The sequence below is a fragment of the Spectribacter hydrogenoxidans genome, assembly GCF_031846275.1.
GTDB lineage: Bacteria > Pseudomonadota > Gammaproteobacteria > Nevskiales > Salinisphaeraceae > Spectribacter > Spectribacter hydrogenoxidans.
The window spans coordinates 192,817-218,914 of sequence record NZ_JAVRIB010000001.1 but is presented as its reverse complement, the minus strand read 5'-3'; the positions used below and the strand labels follow the sequence as shown (position 1 = coordinate 218,914).

Here is a 26,098-nt window from a genome sequence, read left to right as displayed (position 1 = left end):
CCGTGAAATTTGGCCCTCCCGTCCGTCGATCGTGATCGATCGTTTGCTTTTAGTGATAATAGTCCGGTGGCGCGCGTGAACGCGCCGGGAGGGTGACCGGGCCACTCCGGCCCGGGTTCCCTTGGCGGCTGCATGACCCGATGTGCCGGTCGCAACCTGCCCGCGGTGTCCCGCTTGCCGCCGTCTCGCGCACATCGTCGTGCCCGGGCCGGCGTCAAGGCGATACCGCGTTTTCGCCTTGACTGCCGGGAAAGCCTCTCCGTCTTTCCCGGATTGGTGTCAGAAGTAGTAACCCACGTTGATATTGAAGCGCGTATCCCATTTATTGGCGGCAGCGGACCCGAGATCGGTCAACTGGGCGCCGCCGAAACCGCCGCTGCTGATGTACGGCGTGGTGAACGGCTGGTTCTTGGCGAGAACGAAGTCCACGTAGGTAAAGAAGGCGCCGGCAGCAATGCTCATGCCGGTCACGTTCTGAATGGTTTCCTCGAGCCGCGGATCTTCCTTGTCGACGTAGGTGAAATCGTTGTAGTACTTCAGTGCCGAGATCGGGCCGATGCTGACGTTCTGCGTGTAGGCTAGGTTGGCGAGATAGGTCCAGGCCTCGGCCGGCATGGTGTACTCGAACGAGTAGGCGCCGGTGCCGATGATCTCGGTGTCGAAACCGGGCGACGCCTCCGGATTGATCGCGTATTTCGTCAGCTGGAGCATCAGATTCCACGGCCCGTAGTTGCCATGGAGATGGCCGGCGGCCGCCCAGTGATCCCCGCCATCCTCGTTGATGGCGCTGTTGTAGATCTGCCCGCCTTGCAGTGACACGCCGAATTCGCTGGCCGCGTTCTCCGCGTGAACCGCCCGGTAGGCGTAGCGGATATTGCCGGTGTTGGCTTCTTCGATGGCCTCCTTGTTGGTGCCATCGCTGACGTTGAGCGGGTCGTATGAATAGCGCTTGAAGCGATTGTCATCGAAAATCTCGGCGTATTCGTCGTTCTTGAAGAACGCCAGTTGCAAATTATGGGAGCCGCTGTTGTAGATGAAATTCACGCCCATGTCGTAGTCGTCTTCCAAGCCGAGGTAGTAGTTCGACGAGAAGAAGAAATTGTTGGATGCGTACGGCTGGATGCCGAACGGCACCTGCATGATGCCGAGCTGGCCGCGCCACTCGTCACTGAAGTCGTAGCCCAGCCAGCCGTGGTGAATGAAGTGCGAATTGCCGAACGTCGGATAGAACCGATACTCCGCCGAAAAGATGATATTGCTGATCTCGCCGTCGAGATTGATGCGAAACGTGTCGATGTCGATCTCGCCGCCCGTGGCGCGATCATTGGCATTGCTGCCGCGACGCTGAAACTGGAAGCGCAGGGCGCCGCCGACATGGATGTCCGGCTTGGCATCCGCGGCGTCATTCTGTGCCACAGTGGCCCGCTCGCTGGCCGTATCCGCCTTGTCAGCGGCGGCCTTGGCGGTGGCGCTGGCCTCGTCCGACGAGGATTCGGCCTGTTCCAGGCGTTTTTCCAGACTTTTCAACTGCATTTGCAGGCGCTTGAGTTCCTCTTTCAACTGTTCGACGTCGCCATTGTCCCCCCATGCCGGCGTCGTCACCGCGGTCGCGGCAAGCGCGGCGATCATGAAACGTTTCATGCTCTCCCCCACTATCGGTTACCTACCTACCCTACCGAAACGGGGCGGCAGTTGCATGTCGCATCCGTCTGTGGCTGCACTGCGTTGGTTCCCGAAGTGACGGAATACGGATGATCGAGCTGACCGACAAAGGTCTCTATTGTCGCGCCGGGGATTTTCATATCGACCCCTGGCGACCGGTGCCCCGCGCCCTGATCACCCACGCCCACGCCGACCATGCCCGGCTTGGCCACGGACAGTACTGGGCGGCGTCGGCGGGCGAGTCGCTGCTGCGTCATCGGCTGGGGAGGGAGATCGCGCTGGAGCCGATGGCCTATGGTGAAATACGCCCGTTCGGCGGTGTCGAGGTGTCGCTGCATCCGGCCGGACATATTCTGGGCTCAGCCCAGATCCGCGTGGCCGGGGATGACGGTGTCTGGGTGGTGTCGGGTGATTACAAGCGCGATGCCGACCCCACCTGCGCGGACTTCGAGGTGGTGCCCTGCGACACATTCATCACCGAGGCCACGTTTGCCCTGCCAGCGTATCGCTGGCAACCGGCGGCGGCCGTTGCCAGCGACATCCATCGCTGGTGGCAGGCCAACGCCGCGGCGGGCAAGACCACTGTGCTGTTCTGTTATGCCCTGGGCAAGGCGCAGCGCCTGCTGGCGGCGTTGATGGCCTATACGCAGGAAACCGCGTTTGTGCACGGCGCCCTGACGCCGCTGACCGAGTGTTACCGCGAGGCCGGTATCGCCATGTTGCCCACGGAACCGGTGGGGCGCCGCCTCAAGGGCGAGGATTTCTCGCAGGCGCTGGTGCTGGCGCCGCCGTCCGCCGCCGGATCCGCCTGGATGCGCCGGTTTCCGCGCCATTCCGCCGGCTTTGCCTCGGGCTGGATGCGAATACGCGGCAACCGCCGCCGGCGCGGCTACGACCGCGGCTTCGTGTTGTCCGATCACGTCGACTGGCCGGGTCTGATCCGCACCATCGAGGAAACCGGCGCCCGCCGCGTGCTCGCCACCCACGGGCGCACCGATGTGCTGGTGCGATACCTGCGGGAGCGGGGCTGGGAGGCGGATTCGTTGGAGACGTTTTTCGGAGATGGCGCGACGGATGTCTGAATTCGGATTGGTATCCGTCAATCGCGTTTGGTTCGCGTGTGGGGATGGAAGAGTTCCACCCCCGCTGACGCGTGGCTGGGTGTCTTTCTTGTGGCGACAAGAAAGTCACCAAAGAAACGCTTCCGGCGGGCGAGTCCCGCCCCGAACGGGGTTCGGGGCGGGATGCCCTGTGCGCTTCGGTCGGCGAGGGGGTGTTTCGACGGCACCTCCGTGTGCCGGCGAAAACCGCGCGCCCGTCCTGGGCGCGCCCCTACGGGCCGGGAACCTCGCCGCCCTGCAGTGCTCGGCTCGTCCCGACGGGGAATTAAGAGCTACCAAATCCGGGTGTGACTGCTTCTTCCCTCCCGTTAGCGCTTGCCGACCGGCCGGCGGGGCATCGGGTAAACGGGCCACGGATGGCCCGTTTAGTGCCGTTCAGGACACGACGTCCTGTCGGCACGGCCCGATTCATGCCCCGGCGGTCGGGCGGGAATCCCCCGGTCAGCGCTGTCGCGCTGACCGGGGGGCAAGCGATCCGGGTCGCCTTTCTTTTTGTCTCTTTTCTTTGGCGACGCAAAGAAAAGAGACTCGCCCGGAAGGGCGAAATCTTCGGTTCTCTTCAGGGCTGGCGCGGGTTGGTTTCATGCCCGACATGGGTTAGTCGATGCGCCGCTTCACCAATCTCTACACCCGCCTGGACGCCACCACCGCCACCAGCGAAAAGATCGCCGCCATGCGCGACTATTTCGCTGCGGCACCGCCCGCCGATGCCGCCTGGGCGGTGCATTTTCTGGCCGGCCGGCGGCTCAAGCGCCTGATTCCCACCGCCCGGCTGCGGGAATGGTGTGCGGACGAGGTGGACATGCCGCTGTGGCTGGTGGAGGAAACCTATTCGGCCGTGGGCGATCTGGCGGAAACGGTCAGTCTGTTGCTGGATGCGGTTGACACCACCGACAGCGGACTGGAGCGTCCCCTTCACCGCTGGGTGGAGGACGACATTCTGCCCCTGCGCCAGGCCGGGGAGACCGATCAGCGCCGAGCGGTCACCGGCTGGTGGCGCAGCCTGCCGTTGGAGGGGCGCTTCGTGCTCAACAAGCTGCTGACCGGGGCGTTTCGCGTCGGGGTGTCGCGACGCCTGATGACCCGGGCCCTGGCCGAGCAGGCGCAGCTGGAGCCCGCGGTGCTGGCGCACCGGCTGATGGGTCAGTGGCAGCCCAGCGCCCGCTTCTTCGAGCAGCTGGTGGACCCGGCGGACCACGGCGAGCACGCGGCCCGGCCCTACCCGTTCTTTCTGGCCTCGCCGGTCGAGCAGGCGCCGGGCGAAGCCGTGGCCGACCTGGGGCCGTTGTCCGCCTGGCTGGTGGAGTGGAAATGGGACGGGATCCGCGCCCAGCTGATACGCCGCCGGGGCGAATGCCACATCTGGTCGCGGGGCGAGGAGTTAATGGCCGGGCGCTTTCCCGAGATCGAGGCGGAGGCCGCGGCGCTGCCCGACGGGGTGGTGCTGGATGGCGAGATCCTAGCCTGGGCCGAGGACGCCCCCGGACCGTTGCCGTTCGCGACCTTGCAGCAGCGCATCGGCCGCCTCAAGCCCTCGGCGCGGCTGCAGGCCGAGGCGCCGGTCCGGCTCATGGCCTATGATCTGCTGGAACAGGACGGTAAGGATATCCGCCCCCGGGCGCTGGAGGACCGACGGGACCGATTGCACCGGTTGCTGGGCGGATCGGGACCGGCCATCGGCATGTCGGCGCCGGTCACGGCCGCGGACTGGACGCCGCTGGAGGTGCTGCGAGAGGAATCGCGCGAGCGCGCGGTACCGAGGGGTTCATGCTCAAGCGGCTGGGCTCCCCCTATCGCGTGGGACGAACGCGCGGCGACTGGTGGAAGTGGAAGGTCGACCCGTACACCGTCGATGCGGTGCTGCTTTACGCCCAGCCGGGCCACGGGCGGCGCTCCAACCTGCTGACCGACTACACGTTCGGCCTGCGTGACGGTGACAGCCTGGTGCCGTTCGCCAAGGCCTACTCCGGGCTCACCGACGCCGAAATCCTGGAACTGGACCGCTGGCTGCGCACCCATACGCTGGAGCGGTTCGGGCCGGTGCGGTCGGTGCAGGCGGAACAAGTCTTCGAACTGGCGTTCGAAGGCATCCAGCCCTCGGCGCGCCACAAGTCCGGCATCGCCGTGCGTTTTCCCCGGATTGCCCGCTGGCGCCGGGACCTGTCGATTGCCGACGCCGATACCCTGCAACAGGTCAAGGAGTTACTCCCCCGTGAGCGTTAAAGCGGTTGCCGACTACACCTGGAAGGACGTCCTGCGCATCGGCTTGGGCCTGATCATGTTCGTGCTGGGCATTCTCGGGCTGGTGCTGCCGATCCTGCAGGGGGTGTTGTTCCTGCTGATCTCGCTGGTGTTGCTGGCGCCCTATTCCCGTACCGTGCGCCGCGGCCTGGCCTGGATGCGCCTGAAATTCCCGGGGGTGCACGCCCGGGCGCGGGCCTGGCGGCAGCGGATGGCGGCCCGGTTCAATGCCCTGCGCTGAACCCGCGGCCGAGCAGACTGGCCACGACCAGCCAGGCCCGGCCGGGCTGGACCGGGTCGAGGCCTGGTTCACCGGCCGCGGCTGGTCGATCTTCGATTTCCAGCGCCGGGCCTGGCAGGCCTACCTGGCCGGGGAGTCGGGCCTGATCCATGCGCCGACGGGAACCGGCAAGTCCCTGGCGGCTCTATTCGGGCCCTTGCTGGAATGGCTGGCTGGCCCGTGCACCGCCACCCCGCCGTTGCGGGTGCTCTGGGTCACCCCGCTGCGGGCGCTGGCGGCGGATACCGAGGCCAATCTGCGCCAGCCGATCGACGACCTCGGTCTGCCCTGGACGGTGGAGCGTCGCACCGGGGATACCGGCAGTGCGGTGCGGGTCCGCCAGCGCAAACGCCTGCCGTCGGTGCTGGTGACCACGCCGGAAAGCCTGTCCCTGCTGCTGAGTTATGCCGACCACGATCGTCTGTTCGCGGATCTGCGCGCGATGGTAGTGGACGAGTGGCATGAACTGCTTGGCGGCAAGCGCGGGGTGCAGCTGGAACTTTGCCTGGCCCGGTTGCGGTCGCTGCGGCCGACGCTGCGCACCTGGGGGTTGTCGGCCACCCTGGCCAACCTCGAGCGGGCGCGGGATGTGTTGCTGGGGCCGGGCCAACCCGGCCGGCTGGTGACGGGGGCGATACCCGAGCGCACCGACATCGAGTCGCTGCGCCCGGCCGAGATGGCGCGGTTTCCCTGGGCCGGACATCTGGGCACCTCGCTGGTCGCGCCCGTGATCGAGGCGCTGAAGGTAGCCGATACCACCCTGTTGTTCACCAACACCCGGTCCCAGGCGGAACTCTGGCACCAGGCCATTCTGCGGGCCCGGCCGGACTGGCTGGAACAAGTGGCTCTGCATCATGGTTCGCTGGACCGCGGCCTGCGCGACGAGGTCGAAACCCGCCTTCGAGCCGGTTCCCTGCGCTGCGTGGTGGCCACCAGCAGTCTTGACCTGGGGGTGGATTTCTCCCCGGTGGACCAGGTGCTGCAGATCGGCAGCCCCAAGGGCGTGGCGCGCCTGCTGCAACGGGCCGGCCGCGCTGGCCACCAGCCGGGTGCCACCAGCCGGGTGCTGTGCGTGCCCACCCACGCGTTCGAGCTGGTGGAAATCGCCGCCGCCCGCCGCATGGCCGAGGCCGGGCGCATCGAGGGCCGCGAACCGCTGATCGCGCCGCTGGATGTGCTGGCCCAGCATGTGGTCACGCGGGCGCTGGGCGGCGGCGTTTCGGCCGCGGCGCTGAAGGCGGAAATCACCGCGACCCATGCGTACGCCGGCCTCGGTGATCACGAATGGGATTGGGTGCTGGCCTTCGTGACCCGCGGCGGCCGGGCGCTGGGGGCCTATCCCCAGTATCACCGGGTGCAGGAGGAACAGGGCTGGCTGAGCGTGCCGGACCGGCACATTGCCGCCCGTCATCGCATGAGCGTGGGCACCATCAGCAGTGATGCCGCCATGCAGGTGCGGTTCCAGCGCGGCGGCCGGCTCGGGCATGTCGAGGAACGGTTCATCGCCCGTCTCAAGCCTGGCGATGTCTTCCTGTTTGGCGGGCGGCTGCTGGAGCTGGTGCGGGTCAGGGAGCTGACCGCCTACGTTCGAGCCGCCAGGCGGAGCAAGCGCGACGTGCCGCGCTGGGCCGGCGGCCGGCTGGCGATTTCCGGCACCCTGGCCGACGCCATCCGGGACCTGCTCGACGAAGCCCGTCAGGGTCGCTTCGAGGCGCCGGAAATGCAGGCGCTGCAGCCGCTGCTGGCGGTGCAGCAGCGCTGGTCGGCCCTGCCCGCGGCGGATGAACTTTTGGTGGAGCACGTCACCAGCCGCGAGGGCCGCCACTGGTTCGTCTACCCCTTTGCCGGCCGGCTGGCCCACGAGGGCCTGTCCGCCCTGGCGGCGTGGCGCATCGCCCGGGCGCATCCGGCCAGTTTCCGCTTTTCCGTGAACGACTACGGCTTCGAACTGGTCACGCGCAGTGCGATCAATCTGACCGCGGCGGACCTGCAGGCCGCCCTGTCCCCGTCGAATCTGCTCGATGATCTCGACCAGTGTCTGAACGCCGCGGAACTGTCGCGGCGCGCATTCCGCGACATCGCCCGGGTGGCCGGGTTGGTGTTCTCCGGCTACCCGGGCCAGCACAAGAGCACCCGTCAGCTGCAGGCCTCCAGCGGGCTGATCTTCGATGTGCTGCGCGAATACGATGCCGACAACCTGCTGCTGGATCAGGCGCGCCGGGAAGTGATGGCCCGGGAGCTGGAAGTTACACGGCTGCGCGGCTCGCTCGAGGCGGCGGCTGCTCAGCGGATCCGTCTGGTGCGCTGTGAACGGCTCACGCCGATGGCGTTTCCGCTATGGGCCGAGCGGGTGGCCAGCCAGGTCAGCACCGAATCCTGGCGTGACCGGGTGGCGCGCATGGTCGAGACGCTGGAAACCGAGGCTGACGCATGAATCAGCGGCGGTTCGACGTGGCCGGCCAGCGGCTGATCCTGCGTGCGGACCGCACCCTGCACTGGCCGCGAGCGAACACCCTGCTGCTGGCCGACCCGCACTTCGGCAAGGGGTCGGTATTCCGGCGCCAGGGGTTGGGGATTCCGGCCGGTGCCACCCGCGACGACCTTGACCGCCTGTCCCGGGCCCTGGCCGAAACCGGCAGTCAGCGGCTGGTGATTCTGGGGGATTTCCTGCACGCGCCGCCCGCCGGCGACGAGGCCTGGCTGGACACCTTCGCGGCCTGGCGTCGGCGTCACGCGGCGCTGGATATCCTGGTGACCCGCGGTAACCACGATCGGCTGGCGAGCGTACCGGACAACTGGGCGTTAGACTGGCGGCGCGGGACGGTGCTCGAGCCGCCCTTCGCCTTCCGCCACGAGCCGGGGCCGGTCGAGGGGGCCTATGCCCTGGCCGGGCACTGGCACCCGGTGGTGCAGTTGCGCCGGGGCAGCGAGCGGCTGCGGGCACCGGTGTTCTGGTTCGGCGCCGAGTGCGGCGTGCTGCCCGCGTTCGGCCGCTTCACTGGGGGCCATCCCGTCAAGCCCCGCCTGGGCAATCAGTTATTCGCCGTCGGACCGGAGACGATCATGCATATCGGTATCGGGCAGCGCGCGTGAGCCAGCCCTCCGCCAACCGCCACCGCAACGCTCGCCTCACGGACGGGTCGGTGTCCGGCCACCTCGCGGGCATGTCGATCCCCATGATCTGGGGCATTCTGGCGGTGATCTCGATCAACGTCACCGACACCTTCTTCGTCGGTCAGCTGGGCACCGAGCCGCTGGCCGCGCTGGCCTTCACCTTTCCGATCGCGATGACCGTGATGAGCCTGGCGCTGGGTCTGGGTATTGGCGTGGGCTCAGTGCTGGCCCGGCAGATGGCCACCGCCAGCGATGCCCAGCTCCGGCGCCTGACCACCGACAGTCTGCTGCTGGCCCTGCTGATCGTGATCGGGTTCGTGGTGATCGGCCTGTTGACTATCGATCCGCTGTTCGCCGCCCTCGGGGCCGGGCCGGACATGCGCGAACGTATCGCCGACTACATGGTGATCTGGTACCTGGGCATGCCGTTCCTGGTGGTGCCGATGGTGGGCAACAACGTGATCCGGGCCTGCGGTGACGCGCGTCTGCCCAGCATGCTGATGATCTGGGCGGCGATCGCCAACATCGGCCTGGATCCGATCCTGATCTTCGGCCTCGGCCCGGTTCCGGCCATGGGGCTGGAAGGTGCGGCTCTGGCTTCGGCGCTGGCGCGGGCCTCATCGCTGCTGCTGACCCTGATGGTGCTGCACTATCGCATGCAGCTGATCGAATGGGCCTGGCCGCAGTGGGCGCAGCTGAAGGCTTCGGCCGGGGCAGTCTTGCACGTGGCGCTGCCGGCGGCCGCCACCAACATGGTCAATCCCATTTCCATCGCCGTGGTGACCGCGCTGGTGGCCCCCTTTGGCGCCCCGGCGGTCGCCGGTTTCGGCGTCGCGACCCGGATCGAATCCCTGGCGATGATCCCGATTCTGGCCCTGACCGCCGGCATTGCCCCGGTGGTGGGGCAGAACTGGGGAGCGCAGCGCACCGACCGGGTCGCCCGCGTGCTGGCCGTGGCGGCCGGCTTCTGCGTGGTCTGGGGGCTGGCCATGGCCGCCCTGCTGGCGCTGTTCGGGGCGGAGCTGGCGGCGGTGTTCGACAGTCAGCCGGAAACCGTCGAGGCGGCGGCGCTGTATCTGTGGATCGTGCCGATCTCGTTCGCCGGCTATGGGCTGTTGATCTGCGTCAACGCCATGCTCAATGCCGCCGGGCGGCCGCTGTTGGCCACCACGCTCAGCTTGACGCGGGCATTCGGTCTCTACGTGCCGATGGCCTGGGCCGGCTCGCTGGTGTTCGGGTTGTGGGCGGTGTTTGCGGCAGCAAGTGCTTCCAGCGTTCTGGCGGCGGCCTTTGCCTGGTGGCGAGGGCGGCGGTTGGTGCGGCATACGGGTAAATGGGACGATGCGGTTGATTAGGTGGTGGCGTCAAAGTAGGCAGGCATAAGCGAAGCGTTGCCGACAATTCAGCATTGCCAGAACTCTGAGAAAGAAGAAGATGCCGCCCCGCTAAAGCGGGCCGGGCGCCCTTCAGGGCGAAATTCTTCAAAGATCATTACGTGAGTGGCGTTCGAGCGTAATGTTGGGGCGGCGCTAATGCCGGACCCTCAACCTAATTCGGCCCCGCCGGCGAATCTCCTCCCTCGTCCCGGCAAAGCGCCGGTCGCATCATGTGGAAATAGGCCTCACCATGGACTTCGGCCATGTACTGGCGCTGGATCGAGTAGGCCTCGCGCTCCCGGCTGATCTGCTGGGCGCAGGAATAGGCCTCGAGTTCGCCGCTGTGATGCTGCAGGTAGTGCACGAACTCGTGCACCAGCAGACTGCGGGCGAAGGTGGATTCCAAGTCTTCCAGCTTGGTGTCAAGGTAGACCACGTCCTGATCGTTGTACCAACCCATCACCCGGCACTCCCTGCCGTGGCAGGCGTGCTCCACGAAAAAGGCGTGCTCGCGGAATTCCACGGCGGGCTGGGCGCCCGGATCGGCGTAACCCGACAGCAGCACCGCCCAGTTGAAAAGTCCGGCGATCAGTTCCGTTTTCATGGCCCGGCATTCGTTTTGGCAACCCGGACCATTACGCGGTCAACGCGGCCGACGATGCAAGCACGTACGAAAAAGCCCGCGCCGGCGACGGCCGACGCGGGCTGTGGAAGCGCATGAAAACCGCCGGACTAGCGTCTGCTCCCGGCGGGTTCCTCCGCGTCGACGGTTGGATCCGCCTGCATTTCGTAAACGCTGCCTCTTGTCTTCCACTCCGTGCGCAGCCCCAGTAGCAGCGACCAGCACATCAGCAGCAGAATGATGGTGAAAGGCAGACCGGCGGTGATCGAGGCCGTCTGGAGTGCACCGAGGCCGCCGGCCACCAGCAGCACCGCGGCCACCACGCCCTCCAGGATCGCCCAGAAAACGCGTTGACCTACCGGCGGATTCTCGTGACCTCCGGACGAGATGATGTCGATCACGAACGAGCCCGAGTCCGAACTGGTCACGAAAAACACGATCACCACGATCATCGCCAGGATCGAGGTCACCACGGCCAGCGGGTAGCCCTCGAACAGCACGTAGATGGAGGTGTCGATGTTCTCGCCAACGGCGGCGGCGATGGTCCCGGCCCCGAACAGCTCGTTGTACAGGGCGGTGTCGCCGAACACGGTAAGCCAGAAGAAACTCACGATTACCGGCACCAGCAGCACGCCGGTGATGAATTCGCGAATGGTGCGGCCGCGCGAGATGCGGGCGATGAACATGCCTACGAACGGCGACCAGGCGATCCACCAGGCCCAGTAGAAGATGGTCCAACCATTCTGCCAGCCACCGTCCTCGCCCTGCAGACCTTCCGACCAGAACGATATCGAGGGCAGGCGCTGCAGGTAGTTGCCGATGTTCTGCACGAAGTTGTCGAGCAGGAACAGCGTCGGCCCGACCACCAGCAGGAACAGCATCAGCAGCCCGGCCAGCACGATATTGAGCTTGGACAGCTGCTGGATGCCGGCATCCAGTCCGAGGACGACGGAAATGGTGGCCATGCCGGTCACGATGGCGATCAGCAGCATCAACACCATGCTCGATTGCTCGATACCAAAGATGTGTTCGAGCCCCGCCGACACCTGCTGCACGCCTAGCCCCAGCGACGTCGCCACGCCGAACAGGGTGGCCACCACCGCCAGCGTGTCGATGCTGTTGCCCATCCAGCCGCGCACACGATCCCCGATCAGCGGGTAGAAGGCGGAGCGGATGGTCAGCGGCAGATTCAGAGTAAAGCCGAAGAACGCCAGCGACAGGCCTACCAGTGCGTACACCCCCCAAGCGTGCAGCCCCCAATGGAAGAACGTCAGCGTCATCGCGTCCTTGGCGGCCTGTATGTTGCCGTCCGGGCCGAGCGGATTGTTGTTGTAGTGGTAGATCGGCTCGGCCACGCCGAAGAACAGCAGACCAATGCCCATGCCGGCTGAGAACAGCATGGCAAACCAGCCCCAGACGCCGAAATCCGGCTTGGCGTCGGGCCCACCCAGACGGATCTTGCCGTAGCGGGAAAAGCCCAGGAATACGACATAGCCGAGGAAGATGTTCATCGCCAGGATGTAGAGCCAGCCAAACCGGTCGGACATCCCGGCCTGGATAGTGGAAAACAGCGATTCCACTTGCTTGGTGTTGAGCACGGTGAGGAACACGATGGCCATGATGATGGCGGCCGAGGCATAGAACACCACCGGGTGAACGATCATCCCGAGTGCATTCGTCTCGTCACGCTTGCCGCCGAAGCGCGCGATCTTGGGCATTTTGCTCATACTGCAATCCCCCATGTTTGGCGACTTTTCACCCTAACGCATTCCGCTTTACGACGCGAAAACGGCGGGCGATGCGTTATCCTCGGCGGCCGTTTGTCCGCTTTATTCCCTGATGCGCCAGGACCCGTTTGCCATTACCGCCGTGCCGCCGATGATCAAGTGGCTGCTGATCGCCAACGGCGTCGGCTTTCTGCTGCAACTGAATTTCCTGCAGCCGGTGATGATCCACTTTGCCCTCTGGCCCTGGGGCGGTGGTCCCGGGGTGCCCTCATTCGCACCCTGGCAGTTGCTGACCTACGGCTTCCTGCACGGCAACTTCGCTCACCTGTTCTTCAACATGTTCGGGCTGTGGATGTTCGGGCGGGTGATCGAGGAGGTCTGGGGTCAGCGACGATTCCTGATCTTCTTCGTCGTCTGCATCGTCGGCGCCGGGCTGACCCAGCTGATCACCCTGGCCCTGTTTTCGCCCGGCCAGCCGCATCCCACGGTCGGGGCCTCCGGCGCGGTGTTCGGCATTCTGCTGGCCTTCGGCATGATGTTTCCCAACGCCCGGGTGATGCTGCTGTTCCCGCCCATTCCCATGACCGCCAAGTGGTTGGTAATCGGCTACGGGGCGCTGGAGCTGTTCTTCGGGGTTACCGGGACCGCCAGCGGCGTGGCGCACTTCGCCCATCTGGGCGGCATGGCGTTCGGGTTCGCGCTGATCATGTACTGGCGCAGCCAGGGTGGCCCGCGGGCCAGACTCTAGATTTGCCGGGGAAACGCCGTCAGCGGATGCCCGGCGGCGATGCGGGTGTGCACCGCAGTGCCCGGCGTCAGCACCACCTCGTGATTGACCCGGGCCTTGAGCACCGTGCCGGAATTCAGCCGCAGCTGGTACAGCCGGGTTTCGCCCTCGTAGCGGCCGTGCAGGACTTCCGCGTTGTGGTCGCCCTGCGTGCTCAGGGCCAGATCGTCCGGGCGCAGCAGCACATCCACGTCATCGGGTAACGACGGGCCGTCGGTGGCACTGGCCCGGCCCAGCGGGGTGTCCAGCCAGCCCGCGGCATGCCGGCCCGGCAGGAATGCGGCTTCGCCGAGGAATTCCGCCACGAAGCGGCTGGCCGGGTCGCGGAAGCAGGTTTCCGGCGGGCCCACCTGCTCCAGCCGGCCGGCGTGCATGATGCCGACCCGGTCGCCCACCGACAGGGCCTCGTCCTGATCGTGGGTCACCCACAGGGCCGGCACGCCGGCGGCCTTGAGCGCGTCGCGGATTTCCCAGCGCAGGCTGGTCTTGAGGGCGGCATCCAGATTGGACAGCGGCTCGTCCAGCAGCATCAGTGCCGGCGCGTGGGCCAGCGACCGTGCCAGGGCCACCCGCTGTTTCTGACCGCCGGACAGGGTGTCCGGCATGGCATGACGCACCGCGTTCAGGCCCAGAACCGCCAGCCAGTGTTCGGCCGGCGCCGTATCCTGTAGTCGGAAGGTGACGTTGCGATAGACGTCCAGATGCGGAAACAGGGCGAAATCCTGGAACACCAGCCCGGTGCGCCGTTTCTCCGGCGGGACCGGGTTGCCGGCGTCGATGGTCAGATCACCGATGCGGATTCGTCCCTCGCCGGGTGCTTCCAGACCGGCCACGGCCCGCAGCACGGTGGTCTTGCCACAGCCGGTGGGGCCGACCAGGGTCACGATCTCGTTGTCGGCCAGGGTCAGATCGATGCCGCGCACCGCCACCGTGTCGCCGTAGCGCACCACCAGGCCATCCAGACTCAGCATGACCGCCCCCGCCTCATGCGCCGCGGGCCTCTCCGGCCCGCTCCTCGCCGGTGAGCAGGGCCACCAGCGCCCCGGCCGAAATCAGCACCAGCAGCAGCGCCGGCACCGCCCCGCGGCCCAGATAACCGGCCTCGTAGACCCGCCACAGATAGGTGGCCAGAGTCTCGAAGCCGGTGGGCTGCAGCAGCAGGGTGGCGGGCAGTTCCCGCATGGCTTCCAGGAACACCAGCGCCGCCCCGGCCACGATGCCCGGCAGTGCCAGCGGTAGCGTGATCCGGCGGAAGGCCTCGAATGGTGCGGCGCCCAGGCTGCGGGCGGCCGCGATCTGGTGGTGTTCGATGCGTTCCAGCCGGGTGCGCAGGCTGCCCACCGCCAGCGGCAGGAAGCGCAGGACGTAGCCGATCACCAGCAGCGCCAACGTCTGGTAGAGCACCGACAGTTGCAGCCCCACGTAGACCAGCGCGGTGGCCAGCACGATGCCCGGCACCCCGAAGCCCAGATGGGCGATACGCTCGAGCAGCCGCCCGCCCCGTCCCAGCCCGGCGGCATAGGCCACGGGCAGGGCCACCACCACCGCGGCGACGGCGGCCAGCCCGGCCGCATAGGCCGAGTGCCAGGCCAGCATCGGGTCGAATTCGCCCAGGCCCTCGCGCCACAGGTAATGACCGAACACCAGCAGCGGCAGCGCCAGGGCGGCCAGCATCAGTAGCAGGCCGGCGGTCATGGTCGCCGCGCGCCAGCCGGCGCCGAGGTCCAGAGTCGCGGTCCGCGTGGGGCGTTCTCGCTCGGCGCCGAAACGGGTTTCCAGCCACAGGATCACGGCCACCAGCGCCAGCAGCTGCAGGGACAGCAGCGCTGCGCGATCCAGTCCGAAGGCGTTGTATTCCACGAAGATCATCCGCGTGAACGTGTCCAGGCGCAGAATGGCCGGAGTGCCGAAGTCGGAAAGGGTATACAAGGCCACCAGCAATGCGCCAGCGGCAATGCCGTTGCGCGCCCGTGGCAGCACCACGCTGAGCAGGGCCCGCCCGGGTGACAGGCCCAGGGTGCGGGCGGCATCCAGCATGGCGGGATTGAGATGGCGCAGGGCCGAGCGCGTGGTCAGCAGCACGAAGGGATAGGTGTACAGCGTCATCACCAGCGTGGCCCCGGCCAGCCCGCGCACGTTCGGGGTGGCAACGCCGGTCAGCGTTTCCAGCGTGCCGCCCGGGCCGAAGGCCGCGAAATAGGCGAAGGCGCCGAGGTAGCTGGGCATGGCCAGGGGCGCGGCCAGCAGCGCCAGCCACAGAGTGCGGCCGGGCAGCCGGATGTAGGTGGTGGCCAGGGCCAGCGGGACGCCCAGCAGGATGGCGCCGAACACGGTCAGTACCGTGAGCAGCACGCTGTTGATCACGATCGCCGCGTTGCTGGCATCGAATGCCAGGTCCGCCTGCAGGCCCAGCCAGGCCAGTACCGCCAGCGGGGCCAGCACCGCCGCCGCTACCGGCAGACTCAGCCAGTAGGACAGCGGTGTCTTCACAGCACGCCGGTATCGCGCAGCAATGCCAGGGCGGGCTTGAGTTCGGACAGGCGGGCCAAGTCCAGTTCCGGGGGCTGGATGGTATCCATGGACGGCAACCCGGCCGGCGGTGCCACGCCGGTCACCAGCGGAATCTCGTAGGCCTGTTCGGCGAGGAAGGTCTGGACCTCGCGGGTGAGCAGGTAGCGAGTGAAATCCGCGGGCAGGGCCCGGTCCGACAGCAGCGCGGTGCCGGCGGCGTTGACCAGGCAGCCGGCGTCGTCGCGGGTGAAGCCCAGGGCCACGCTGGCGTCCGGGTCGCCCGATTTCAGCCGCAGGGTGTAATAGTGATTGGCCAGCCCCACGTCGACCTCTCCGCGGGCGGTAGCCAGCACCACGCCGAGTTCGCCGGCGTAGCTCTGCGCTTTCGACTTCATCGCCTCGAGCCAGCGTCGCGTGCGGGCCTCGCCTTCCAGCAGTCGCATCGCCGCGATGAATGCCTGGAACGCGGCGTAGGACGGCGCCCAGCCAACGCGCAGGTCGCTGTCGGGCAGGTCCATGATGCGGTCCGGCAGATCCGAGGGCGACAGCCTGGCCGTGTTGTAGGGCAGCGACCGGATGCGCCCGGACAGCGCCGCCCAGCGATCGTAGCGGAACTCGGGCCGGATCTGGCCGCGGATGTCGTCGGGCACCCGGCGGCCCATGCCGGCCCCGTTAACCACCGCGAGCGAGGCCGCATCCACCGACCAGAACAGGTCCGCCCGCGGCCCGCCGGCACCGGCCTCGGCCACCAGCGTGTTGGCCAGGGCACTGGACGGGGCCCGGCGCAGCGCCAGATCCAGCGCCGGGTTGCGCTCGCGGATGGCGCCGACGATATCGGTGTACAGCCCGCCCTCACCGTGGCCGAGGTAGACGGTGAGCTTGCCGCTCAGCGCTGCCAGCGAGTCCACCGACACGGCCGGGTTGTCGGCGGCCAGCAGCCGCGCCGCGGTGCCCCCCAGGCCCAGGGCCAAGGCGGCTTTCAGCAGCGTACGGCGATCCACTAGAAAACGTCCGGCTTGTCTTCGTCGCTGTCGGTCAGCATCTGCTTGGCGCGGTTCAGGCGTTCGCGCATGGTGTCCAGCCGGGCGTTGACCGCCGCCATGTCGGCGCCGTCGCGCATCAGCGTGGGCAGATGGCCGTTGAAGTCTTCTTCCAGCGCCGCCACCAGCTTGGCGTCCTGTTCGATCAGATCGCCCTCGAGATACTCGAAGCGCTGCAGGTAGGCCTTCTGGATCAGCGTCTGCGCCTGCTCGACCTCGTCGTCCTGATAGAGCGCCACGGCCTGCTCCAGTTCCTCGATGATGGCGTCGACGGCGTCCGGGCTGGTGGCGGCCTGCGATTCGTCGTGGCCGTGCTCGTCCTCGTGGTGATCATCGGCAGCCTGCCCGCCGCTGGCCGCGGCCCATTTCAGCGCGCCCAGGCCCTGGTTCAACGCCGCCTTCAGCGCCTCGGCGCGTTCCCGGACGACGGCCGGTTCGGCCTGCTCGTCGAGCGCATTGCGCAGCTGCGAAATGCCCGCCCAGACTGGCGGATAAAGCGGGGCGGTCACTTCCTCGACCGCGCCGTGGAATTTCACCGCTTCCCACTGCTCGATCAGCGCGTCCATGTTCTTGTCGCCCTCGGCAATGGCGTCGACGGTGGCGGACATGGCCTGAACGTCGGCGGCGTAGGTATCCATATGATCCTCGAACTGTTCAACATGCTCGCCGTATTCCCCGTGGGCGTGGGCGGTGCCGGCCAGGATCAGGGCCAGCAGCGGGGTGGCCAGAATGCGCATGCGCGAGCGGGATGACATGGATGGAGTCTCCAGAGTTGAATGCCCGTAGAAGATAACGGTTCTCATTTGTGTTTACAAACCGGGACGGCCGATAGCGTCCCCCGGAAAGACACCGCTGGCGCGACCCGGTTCGCCGCTGCGTGGGTCTGTCGCTACCAGTACTGCTCGGTGGTCACGTGGCCGGCCTGCTTGCGGGTATTCGGCTGCATGCCCCGCTCGCTCAGGATCCGTGACGTGTCCTGCACCATGTCCGGGTTGCCGCAGATCATCACCTGGGCCCGGTCGGGCGTCAGTGGTTGTCCGGCCGCCCGCTCCAGTTCGCCACTGGCGATTAGCGCCGGAATTCGGCCCGACAGTGCGCCCGGGCAGGGCTCGCGCGACACTACGGGCAGATAGGTCAGCGTGGGCGGCAGGCTTTCGATCAGTTCGCGGTAGGCAAGCTCGGCGCGGTGCCGGGCCGCGTGCACCAGCACGATCTGCCGGAAGCGCTGCCAGGGCTCGTCGGTGCGCAGGATCGACAGGAACGGCCCCAGGGCAGTCCCGGTAGCCAGCAACCACAGGCTCGGGCCGTCGGGCACCCGGTCGAGGGTGAAACAGCCGGCGCCGCGTGGTGCCACCAGAATGGGGTCGCCGGGAGCCAGAGCCTGCAGGCGGCTGGAGAACGGACCCTCGGGCACCACGGTTGAATAGAACTCCAGCACGTCATCCTGCGGCGGGTTCACGAACGAATAGGGCCGTGCCGTGATGTGGCCGTCGATGGCCTGGGCCAGCCGGCTGAACTGACCGGCCTGGAACGGCACGGCCGGGGCACGGACCCGCAGCGAGTGGTGGGTGTCCGTCCAGTGATGATTGGCGATGACTTCGCCTTCAATCCAGCGGGCCATGGAGACTCGGGCGTTGAAAGAGGCGCGTGGCCTAGAAGCCGCGGGAGTCTAGCATCCGGCCGCCGGGCCGGCTGCGCTACCATGTGACTCGGGTATCACGCGAGCCTGTTCATGGTGCAAACGTCCATTCCCACGGCATTCGATGCCCGCGGCCACGATCACGCAGCCTGTGTGAACGCGGCACTGGATCACGCGGACCGTCTGTGCGCCGAGCGCGGCCTGCGGCTGACCCCGATCCGCCGGCGGGTGCTGGAGCTGGTGTGGTCCAACCACAAGCCGAGCAAGGCCTACGATCTGCTCAACCGGATCCGCGACGAACATCATGCCGCGGCACCGCCGACGGTATACCGGGCGCTGGATTTTCTGCTCGACGCCGGCCTGGTGCATCGCATCGAATCCCTCAACGCCTTCGTGGGCTGCGACGGCGACCACGGCCGCGCCCCGCCCAAGTTTCTGATTTGCCAGGCCTGCGATCATGTGGCCGAGCTGGCGGGTGGCCATGTGGACGAGGCGATAGACCGGGCGACCGACGCGGTGGGCTTCCAGGTAGAGGGCAGCGTGGTGGAACTGCGCGGCCTGTGCGCCGGCTGCGCGGCGCAGCGGTAATTCTCGACCCGCAAAAAAAGGCGCCCGAATGGGCGCCGAAAACAACGGAGCGAACGAAACGCCGTTGTGGAGGGGCGGGGCGCTAACCGCCGAAGGGCAGCCGGGCGGTCAGCCGGATATCGCGCCCGGGTGACAGGGCGTAGCCTTTGGAGGTGTCGAGAAAATCGCGGTAGTCCCCGTCAAGCAGGTTCGTCATGGCGACGTCCAGCTGGATCTGCGGACCGAGCAGGGTGGTGGGCGGTCACCCCGAGGGGGGCGCTGAGACTGAGCAGTGTGCCGGTCGCGCGCCGGTCGGCGTCTGGTGTCGGCTGCATGGAATGACTCCGTGCGGGCATGTTGGGTGTGTCGTCTCGTAATATGTAATAATATATCATTACATTTATGTCCCGGCCACCCCCATGCCAACCTGTTCCCTGGACAAGCTGGGTAGCGCGTTAAGCGGCCTCTGTCTGCTGCATTGTCTGGCCGGTCCGTTGGTCCTGGGTCTGGCGGCCGGCGCGGCGGTCGACCACCACGCACTGCATGGCCTGCATGCGGGCATGGCTCTGATGGTGGTGCCCGTGAGCGGCTGGGCCCTGATTGCTGGCGTCTGTCGTCATCGGCGCGGGGTGGTGCTGGTCGCCGGTGTGGCCGGGTTGGCTCTGATGCTGATGCCGATTGCGGGGCTGGAGGCCCGGCTCGGCCATGGCCCGGCACTGACCCTGACGGCCCTCGGCAGCGTGCTGTTGATGGCCGCCCACCACTGGAATATGTGTCTGCGGCCCTTAGAGGCTGATAGCCGCCCTTAGGGTCATTATCAGCGCATCCGGCCGGCCACGGCCGCCCGGGTTGTCAATGAATTGCAGATCGGGCTGCAGCGCCAGCCAGTCGGCGGCCTGCCAGCGGTAGAAGCATTCCACGGCCAGTTCACCGCGGTCGGTGAATCCCGCGCCAGGCGCCTTGCTGAACTGCACAAAGCTGGCCATGAGTCCGGCGCTGTCATCCGGCCGGTCAGTCAGCGGGCCGTACCACTGCAGACCCGCGCCGGCATGGTGCTGCACCGGACTGACGTCGGCGTCGGCATACCCGTACTGGGCGAACAGTCCCAGCCGCGTCCGGCCGGCGGGTCCGGTCACAAGGCTCTGATCCAGCACCAGATAGATGCCTTGGGTACTCGATTGACGGCCACCACCGAAACGGTCGAAATCGCCGCCATGGCGCCAGGCCCCGATGCCCACCCGGCCCGGCCGCCCGGTGACCCGGTGGTGAACCCCCGTTTCGACCACGCTGAACAGGCCATCCGGCGTTCCGAAAAACGTCGACGGGCCGCGGGTACCCGTGGCGACCCCGGCCTGGGTGGCGCCGTCGTATACGCCAACGCCAGCGTATGCACCGGATTTACCATGGTAGAAGAGGTTTACGCTGGTGGCGGGATCCGGATAGCTGGGAAAGCCCAGGATGGTTGGCGAAAACCCCGGCGAGGATTGGAGGAAGCCGCCGCCGTGCTCGACATAAGCGAACTCGCTGTTGGCATCGACCTTGCCAAACTTCAGCCGGAGTCGGCCGTCCAGCAGGTGATGTTGGTACCAGGCCTCGGTGATCGCGGTGAACCCGGCCGCATCGATGTTGGAAAAGCCCTGGAAATCGCCCACCAGCCGGGTACCGTTGTCGCCGGTCTGATGCATGGCGCTGACATGCAGTCGGCCGCCCGGTTGGTCGAACAGCGTCCGGGAGTCGATTTCGAAACCCGCCGTGAGTAGCAGGCGGGCGGCGGTCGAGGCAGCCGATCCGGCGCCGCTCAGCACGGCGCTATTGCCGCTCTCCAGAGTGCCGAAAACCCGATTCTCGCCTGTGTTCTCGCCCGCTGCCGGGCCGGTGAACAGGCCTGCGGCAAGCATCAGCAGATAATGTCTGCCACGGCGAAAATAAGCAATTGCTATTAAAATAAGCATTGGCTTATTCTGGCACTGGCGGCGGCCGAGTGATTCTTAGTCGATCAGTGCCACCGATTTCACCAGGGCGTAAAGCGATTGTCCGGGTGTGAGGTCGAGTTCGCGCATCGAATAGGCCGTGATCTCGGCCATCAGCATCTGCCCGTCAGTCAGCTGCAGGGTGGCGAGTACCCGATGCTCGTCCAGCGGATGCAGCTGCGTCAGTTGGACCGGTAGCCGGTTGAGCATGCTGATGCCGGCCGGCTCGGTTCGGGCCAGGCTCACATCGCGGGCCAGAATCCGCAGGCGTCGTTGCCGGCCGTCATGGCCGGCGGGGACCAGGCGCAACACCACGCCGCCCGGCGTGGTGAACGGCTGCAGACCATCGGCGCCGGCGGGCCCGAGGGTGCCGGCGAGCACGGATGCCGCGCCGTCCGGCGGCTGGAAAAGGGCGGAATCCGGTCGCGCCAGGGCGTCGGCCAGGCTGTCGATCCGCGTGAGCCGGCCGTCCTGCATGAACGCCACCTGCCGGGCCAGGCGCTCGACCTCCCGGGGATTGTGAGTGACGTAGAGCATGGGCAGATCGGTGCGCCGGGCCAGGTCGTCGATCAGATCGAGCAGGGCCGCGCGGGCCTGCCAGTCCAGCGCGGAGAGGGGTTCGTCCAGGCAGAGTAGGCGGGGCCGGCTGAGCAGCGACCGCGCCAGTGCCGCCCGCTGGCGCTCGCCGCCGGATAGCGTGTGTACCGCGGCGTCCAGCCGATGCTCGATGCCGATCCGGGCGGCGACCGTGGGCACATCGGGGCCGCCGGTCGGCGCCCGTCGGTGGGCGTAGTCGAGATTGCCGCGCAGGGTTTGGTGCGGAAACAGCGCGGCGTCCTGGAACACGAACCCGATGTCCCGCCGCGCTGGCGACCGCCGGCGGCGCCCGTCCTGCCAGGTCTGTCCATCGGCGGTGAGTTGCCCGCACACATCCGGTTCCAGCCCCGCCAGGCAACGAAGCAGCGTCGTCTTGCCGGAGCCGGAGGGCCCGAACAGCGCGGTTACGCCGTCCAGCGCCAGCGCGAACGGGCCCGTTTCCAGCCGAAAGCCCCGACGCGCCAGCGTGAGATCGCCCTGCAGTTTCACGGGGCGATCAGCCGTCGATCGAAGCGGCGGTTGAGGGTGTAGACCAGCCCGAGCACCAGCATCGCAAAGCCCAGCATCAGGCCGGACAACACATGCGCCTGGGCGTACTCCAGGGTTTCCACATGGTCGAAGATGGCAATCGACACCATGCGGGTAGCGCCGGGGATATTGCCGCCCACCATCAGCACCACGCCGAATTCGCCCACGGTGTGGGCGAACGACAGGGTCGCGGCGGTCAGCAGTCCGCGGCGTGACAGCGGCAGCACCACGGTCACGAAGCGGTCAAGCCGCCCGGCGCGCATGGTGGCGGCGGCATCCAGCAGTGGCCGCGGGATGGCCTCGAACGCGTGCACCAGCGGCTGCACGGCGAACGGCAGGGAATAGATCACCGAGCCGATCACCAACCCGGTGAAACTGAAGCTGAGCTGGCCCTCGAACCCGAACCAGCCCAGGGTTCGGGTCAGGGCACCGTCCGGGTTCATGGCGATCAGCAGGTAGAAACCGAGAACCGTCGGCGGCAGCACCAGCGGTAGCGCCACCACCGCCTCGATCAGCGGCTTGAAGCGCGACCGCCACTGCGCCAGGCCCCAGGCCAGCGGCAGACCCAGCGCCAGCAGCACCAGCGTGGTGACCGTGGCCACCTCCAGCGTCAGCCAGATGGGGCCGGTCTCCACATTGACGCCGGCAATCTCGATCAAGAGGATGTGGCTCCGGGCAGGGTGTAGCCGTAGCGCTCGATGATGGCGCGGCCTGCATCGGAGCGCAGGAAATCGATGAAGCCACGCGCCGCCGGTTTGCGCGGGCTGCGTTCGAGAATCACCGCGGCCTGGTCCAGCGGGGGGTGCATGGACGCCGGCACCCGCCAGACGTGGCCGCGGCCCCGCAACGGGTTGTCCGGATCGCGCAACTGGGACAGCGCCACGAACCCGATTGCCGCGTGCCCGGTGGCCACGTACTGGAAGGTCTGGCCGATGTTCTTGCCATAGGTTAGCCGCGGCGTCACGGGCTCGTAGGCGTCCAGGGCCTCGAGTACCGCCACCGCCGCCGCCCCGTAGGGCGCGGTTTTCGGATCGGCGATGGCCAGGTGGGCGTAGTCGCCCTCGATCAGGGTTGCGGCCGGATCGGGTTGCAGCGGCAGGTCGGCGCTGTAGAGCGCCAGCACCCCGCGGGCGTAGATGAAGCGGCTGTCCGCCACCGCCTTGCCCGTCGCCACCAGCTTGTCCGGACGGGCCTGGTCGGCGGCGAAGAATAGATCGAACGGCGCGCCCTGGTTGATCTGGGCATAGAGCGTCCCGGTGGAGGCGCTCGACAGGCCGACCTTGTTGCCAGTTTTTTCCGTGTAGGCGCTGGTGATGTCGCCCAGGGTCCTGGCGAAATTCGTGGCTACGGCCACCCGCAAGTCGTCGTCGGCGAGGCTGATACCCGACATGCTCAGCCACAGCGCAAGCGCCATCGCGACCGGCCCCGCCCGGGGCACTGATAGTCGACGGTGCCTCATTCGTCCACGCCCAGAATGATGTGGCTGGTCTTGATCAGGGCGCAGGCCCGGTCCCCCTCGGCCAGGCCCAGCGACTGCCGGCTGCCCTCGGTGACGATTACCGTCAGGCGTGTGCCGCCGGATAGAGCCAGCACCACTTCCGCGTTAACCGCGCCATCGTGAATCCGCTCGATGGTGCCGCAGAGACGGTTGCGGGCCGAGGTCCGGGCCGGTTCATCCCCGGGCACCAGAATCGGCCAGCTCGCCTTGATCAGCGCCCAGGCGGACTTGCCGGGGGCCAGCGCCAGATCGGCTTCGCTGTCGCGGGTGACGATCGCCACCAGTCGGTCGCCGCCGGGCAGCGCCAGCGTGACCTCGCTGTTGACCGCCCCGGTGCGCACGTCGCTGACCTCGCCCCGCAGGACGTTGCGGGCGCTGGTCTTCATCAGCAGCCTCCCCAGTGTCGACCATTGTTCGTGATCTTCGTCGCTGAACTGGCGTCGAATATCGTCGATCGCGGCGGCAAATCGGCGTTGAGAAGCAAGTAACGTCTGCCCCGCCGTGGTCAGCGACGCCCCGCCCCCCTGCCGGCCGCCCTGGCGGGTCTGCACCAGTGTTTCGCCGGCCAGGTTGTTGATGGCGTCGATGGCATCCCAGGCGCCCTTGTAGGTCATGCCGACATGACGGGCGGCACCGCGGATGGACTCGGTGGCCGCGATCCCCTCCAGCAGGGCAAGCCGCCGGGCGGAGATCGACTGCCCGCCGAGTTGCAGCACGATCGGGGCGATGAGGGCGGCGGTGGCGTCCTGCATACGTGATCTATCTGACTAAATAACGAAAATAGAGCGGCAACGGCGGCAGGTCAACATGTCGCGCCTCGCAGCGGCGAGGTTACTCTCGTCGAGGGCAAACTGGCTGCTGCGGGTACGGCGCAGGCGGCAGCACCCGTTCTGATGCGTTACCACCACCCCATTGCCGGCAACACTCGCGATATGCGGTTCGAATTCAGGAGTGTTCTGTAACTAAAGGGCTATCGACCGCTTGATCGAGGAGTGGGTGTCGTTTGTCCGGGCCGCCGCGATCGATGACATCCGGCTCCCGCGTGGTGGAGATCGGGGCCAGCCCGCCGTGTCGGTGTTCGCCAGGATCATGGAACGACCGAGTCGATGGTGATGGCAACAGGTTGCTTGTCTGCAGGGGATACAAGTTGTTCACCCGACGTCAGGTCGCCGGAAGCGGCGGCGGCATTACCACTTCTGGCAACGCGGGCAATCAGCATGACCTCCTCGTGACCCGAAAGGCCGCGATCCGGCACCATCGAGTCTCCGTCGTCCAGCGTCACCGTGAACGGCAGTTGGTCGGCTGACCGCCGAATCACCGCCAAGGGCATGGGCGGCCCGTCAACTGCCCTGGCGAAGACGAACACCGGCTCGCGGCCGGTGATGCGGCCGCGAAGCGTATCGCTGAGACGGACGCTCACTTCGATGGACGCTGATCCCGTTGCCTTATTCGTATTCCGGCTGTCCGCTATTAGTTCGCCGGAAGCACCTTGCGTGCGCTGCTCGATCTCGCGCAGATTGCGCTGAATGATGCGTGCGTCCTCACTTTCGGGGGGTACCTGAGCGAGTAGCGTCCGCCAGTGCCTGGCAGCATCGGTGAAATTGCTCTGCTGCGCAGCGGCGATGCCCGCGAACCAGAGTGCCTGCGGGTGTTTTGGGGCGGCTTGCAGTGCCTGTTCGAGGAGTTCGGCGGGCCGACCGACGAACGATTCCGGATCACGGCCTCTGGCCAGGGCCTGTGCGTAGGCGACCAGCACCGCGGGGTCGCCGGCGCGGAGTTGATAGGCCCGGGAGAGAGCGGCCACGGCTTTCCGGTTATCGCCGAGCGTGGTGTGGGTGCGTCCCAGCATCAGCCAGCCCTCGCCGTCGTCCGGGGCTTCATCCAGTCGTGACCGCAGCTTTTCCACCATGGCCTGGATATCGCGAGTCTCGCCGCCGCCGTCCTCGATGGCGCTATGGTTTGCGCCAATCGCGAGATAAAGGCTGATGGCGATCAGCGGGATGGTCGGAATGGCCACGATCACGGGCCAATACTCGCGCAGACCGGTGCCGGCCAGGCTGTGGTCTTTGTTCAGGTCGGGGGGCGCTGTATCCAGCAGCAACTGCCGGTCGAGTTCCTCGTGGGCGCTGGCCAGATCCGCTTCGTCAAGCAGGCCATCTCGATAGTCAGCATGTAGCTCCGCCTGCCGGCGATGGTAGAGCGCCACGTCGACTTCGTCGGCGGACAAGGTCGGCCGGTCTGCGTCCCTGCGCAGCAGTGGCCATGATACGAGGGCGATTGCTGCCAGCGTCATCACCGCCGCGACTGCCCAGAAAACCAGCATCACGAAACGTCGTTCCGATGATCGCTCAGGACGCGCCGCAATTGGGTGCGCTCGTTTGCGTCCAGTCGGCGGGGTGGAAGGTGATGACGGCGATGGACCGTCACGGCGAGCACGATGATGCCGGCCAGGAGCAGCACCGGCGCACTGAACCACAGCACGTAGGTTCGCGCCGTCACCGGGGGGCGGTAAAGGACGAAGTCACCGTACCGCTCGGTAAGGTGGGTTTTGATCGCGTCGTTTGTCTGGTCCTCCGCGACCATTTGATGCACGCGCTGGCGCAGGTCACCCGCCAAGCCGGCGTCGGACGATGCCAGCGACTGATTCTGGCAGACCACGCAGCGCAACTGGTGCAGAAGCGCTTCATAGCGGGCCTGCCTGGCTGGGTCGTCAAAGCCGAGTGGCTCCAATCCGGCCACCGGGGCTGCGACAACGATAAGCGCGACGAACGCGGTTAATATGGTCTGCTTTCGATATATTTGTCCCTTCATGAGCACG

Annotated in this window: 25 protein-coding genes; 10 read left to right on the top strand and 15 right to left on the bottom strand. The window is 67.0% G+C overall.

All coding sequences use genetic code 11. From position 1 onward, the window contains the following. Positions 1-279: 279 nt before the first annotated feature. Positions 280-1,641, bottom strand: coding sequence for a hypothetical protein (locus RM532_RS01030; protein WP_311651240.1), 1,362 nt, complete (start codon positions 1,639-1,641; stop codon positions 280-282). Between the two features lie 110 nt (positions 1,642-1,751). On the opposite strand from RM532_RS01030, the gene RM532_RS01025 reads away from it, so the two are divergent. The 7 genes from RM532_RS01025 (at position 1,752) to RM532_RS00995 (ending at position 9,773) form a co-directional block, all read left to right on the top strand. Then, positions 1,752-2,744, top strand: coding sequence for a ligase-associated DNA damage response exonuclease (locus tag RM532_RS01025; protein WP_311651239.1), 993 nt, complete (start codon positions 1,752-1,754; stop codon positions 2,742-2,744). A gap of 643 nt (positions 2,745-3,387) precedes the next feature. Then, positions 3,388-4,689, top strand: a complete 1,302-nt coding sequence (locus RM532_RS01020) for an ATP-dependent DNA ligase (RefSeq protein WP_311651238.1) — start codon at positions 3,388-3,390, stop codon at positions 4,687-4,689. Continuing rightward, a complete protein-coding gene (locus RM532_RS01015; RefSeq protein WP_311651237.1) occupies positions 4,641-5,006 on the top strand; it encodes an ATP dependent DNA ligase in 366 nt (121 codons plus the stop codon). The genes RM532_RS01020 and RM532_RS01015 overlap by 49 nt, the downstream gene beginning before the upstream one ends. Continuing rightward, on the top strand, positions 4,996-5,265 hold the full coding sequence (locus RM532_RS01010; RefSeq protein WP_311651235.1) for a hypothetical protein: 270 nt from the start codon (positions 4,996-4,998) through the stop codon (positions 5,263-5,265). Before RM532_RS01015 ends, RM532_RS01010 begins: the two co-directional genes overlap by 11 nt. Continuing rightward, a complete protein-coding gene (locus RM532_RS01005) occupies positions 5,252-7,738 on the top strand; it encodes a ligase-associated DNA damage response DEXH box helicase (protein WP_311651234.1) in 2,487 nt (828 codons plus the stop codon). The genes RM532_RS01010 and RM532_RS01005 overlap by 14 nt, the downstream gene beginning before the upstream one ends. Then, positions 7,735-8,397, top strand: coding sequence for a ligase-associated DNA damage response endonuclease PdeM (pdeM, locus tag RM532_RS01000; RefSeq protein ID WP_311651233.1), 663 nt, complete (start codon positions 7,735-7,737; stop codon positions 8,395-8,397). Before RM532_RS01005 ends, pdeM begins: the two co-directional genes overlap by 4 nt. Further along, positions 8,394-9,773 (top strand): MATE family efflux transporter, encoded by a 1,380-nt coding sequence (locus RM532_RS00995; protein WP_311651232.1) that lies wholly within the window; start codon positions 8,394-8,396, stop codon positions 9,771-9,773. The genes pdeM and RM532_RS00995 overlap by 4 nt, the downstream gene beginning before the upstream one ends. A 193-nt stretch (positions 9,774-9,966) precedes the next feature. On the opposite strand, the gene RM532_RS00990 is transcribed toward RM532_RS00995, so the two are convergent. Further along, the gene (locus RM532_RS00990) at positions 9,967-10,398 is read right to left on the bottom strand and encodes a hypothetical protein (RefSeq protein ID WP_311651231.1); all 432 of its coding nucleotides are present in this window, start codon (positions 10,396-10,398) and stop codon (positions 9,967-9,969) included. Positions 10,399-10,526: 128 nt separating this feature from the next. Beyond that, complete coding sequence (locus RM532_RS00985) at positions 10,527-12,143, bottom strand: BCCT family transporter (protein ID WP_311651230.1); 1,617 nt, start codon at positions 12,141-12,143, stop codon at positions 10,527-10,529. A 112-nt stretch (positions 12,144-12,255) separates the two neighbouring features. On the opposite strand from RM532_RS00985, the gene RM532_RS00980 reads away from it, so the two are divergent. Beyond that, entirely contained in the window at positions 12,256-12,891 is a 636-nt protein-coding gene (locus RM532_RS00980) for a rhomboid family intramembrane serine protease (protein ID WP_311651229.1), read from the top strand. Here the strand turns inward: RM532_RS00980 and RM532_RS00975 are convergent. From RM532_RS00975 to RM532_RS00955, 5 genes are all read right to left on the bottom strand, one after another. Further along, positions 12,888-13,901, bottom strand: coding sequence for an ABC transporter ATP-binding protein (locus RM532_RS00975; protein ID WP_311651228.1), 1,014 nt, complete (start codon positions 13,899-13,901; stop codon positions 12,888-12,890). The genes RM532_RS00980 and RM532_RS00975 overlap by 4 nt on opposite strands. A 13-nt stretch (positions 13,902-13,914) precedes the next feature. Further along, a complete protein-coding gene (locus RM532_RS00970; protein WP_311651227.1) occupies positions 13,915-15,420 on the bottom strand; it encodes an ABC transporter permease in 1,506 nt (501 codons plus the stop codon). Then, positions 15,417-16,442: a substrate-binding domain-containing protein gene (locus RM532_RS00965; RefSeq protein ID WP_311651226.1), complete on the bottom strand. Its 1,026-nt coding sequence runs from the start codon at positions 16,440-16,442 to the stop codon at positions 15,417-15,419. Before RM532_RS00965 ends, RM532_RS00970 begins: the two co-directional genes overlap by 4 nt. Beyond that, the gene (locus tag RM532_RS00960) at positions 16,442-17,236 is read right to left on the bottom strand and encodes a hypothetical protein (RefSeq protein WP_311651225.1); all 795 of its coding nucleotides are present in this window, start codon (positions 17,234-17,236) and stop codon (positions 16,442-16,444) included. Before RM532_RS00960 ends, RM532_RS00965 begins: the two co-directional genes overlap by 1 nt. Positions 17,237-17,370: 134 nt before the next feature. Beyond that, positions 17,371-18,102, bottom strand: coding sequence for a ferredoxin--NADP reductase (locus RM532_RS00955; RefSeq protein WP_311651224.1), 732 nt, complete (start codon positions 18,100-18,102; stop codon positions 17,371-17,373). A gap of 111 nt (positions 18,103-18,213) precedes the next feature. Here RM532_RS00955 and RM532_RS00950 point away from each other — a divergent pair, with 111 nt between their 5' ends. Beyond that, positions 18,214-18,708 (top strand): Fur family transcriptional regulator, encoded by a 495-nt coding sequence (locus tag RM532_RS00950; protein ID WP_311651223.1) that lies wholly within the window; start codon positions 18,214-18,216, stop codon positions 18,706-18,708. A gap of 398 nt (positions 18,709-19,106) precedes the next feature. Continuing rightward, positions 19,107-19,496 (top strand): MerC domain-containing protein, encoded by a 390-nt coding sequence (locus RM532_RS00945; RefSeq protein WP_311651222.1) that lies wholly within the window; start codon positions 19,107-19,109, stop codon positions 19,494-19,496. On the opposite strand, the gene RM532_RS00940 is transcribed toward RM532_RS00945, so the two are convergent. The 7 genes from RM532_RS00940 to RM532_RS00910 form a co-directional block, all read right to left on the bottom strand. Continuing rightward, entirely contained in the window at positions 19,473-20,585 is a 1,113-nt protein-coding gene (locus tag RM532_RS00940) for a carbohydrate porin (RefSeq protein WP_311651221.1), read from the bottom strand. The genes RM532_RS00945 and RM532_RS00940 overlap by 24 nt on opposite strands. Before the next feature lie 90 nt (positions 20,586-20,675). Further along, complete coding sequence (gene modC / locus RM532_RS00935) at positions 20,676-21,743, bottom strand: molybdenum ABC transporter ATP-binding protein (RefSeq protein ID WP_311651220.1); 1,068 nt, start codon at positions 21,741-21,743, stop codon at positions 20,676-20,678. Next, positions 21,740-22,432 carry a molybdate ABC transporter permease subunit gene (modB, locus tag RM532_RS00930; RefSeq protein ID WP_423246875.1) on the bottom strand — a complete coding sequence of 231 codons (693 nt, stop codon included), beginning with the start codon at positions 22,430-22,432 and terminating at the stop codon, positions 21,740-21,742. The genes modC and modB overlap by 4 nt, the downstream gene beginning before the upstream one ends. A 5-nt stretch (positions 22,433-22,437) precedes the next feature. Next, positions 22,438-23,196 carry a molybdate ABC transporter substrate-binding protein gene (gene modA, locus RM532_RS00925; protein ID WP_311651218.1) on the bottom strand — a complete coding sequence of 253 codons (759 nt, stop codon included), beginning with the start codon at positions 23,194-23,196 and terminating at the stop codon, positions 22,438-22,440. Between the two features lie 41 nt (positions 23,197-23,237). Further along, complete coding sequence (locus RM532_RS00920; RefSeq protein WP_311651217.1) at positions 23,238-24,032, bottom strand: TOBE domain-containing protein; 795 nt, start codon at positions 24,030-24,032, stop codon at positions 23,238-23,240. A 335-nt stretch (positions 24,033-24,367) separates the two neighbouring features. Next, positions 24,368-25,603, bottom strand: coding sequence for a c-type cytochrome biogenesis protein CcmI (gene ccmI, locus RM532_RS00915; protein WP_311651390.1), 1,236 nt, complete (start codon positions 25,601-25,603; stop codon positions 24,368-24,370). Further along, positions 25,603-26,091, bottom strand: coding sequence for a cytochrome c-type biogenesis protein (locus RM532_RS00910; protein ID WP_311651389.1), 489 nt, complete (start codon positions 26,089-26,091; stop codon positions 25,603-25,605). The genes ccmI and RM532_RS00910 overlap by 1 nt, the downstream gene beginning before the upstream one ends. Positions 26,092-26,098 lie beyond the last annotated feature (7 nt).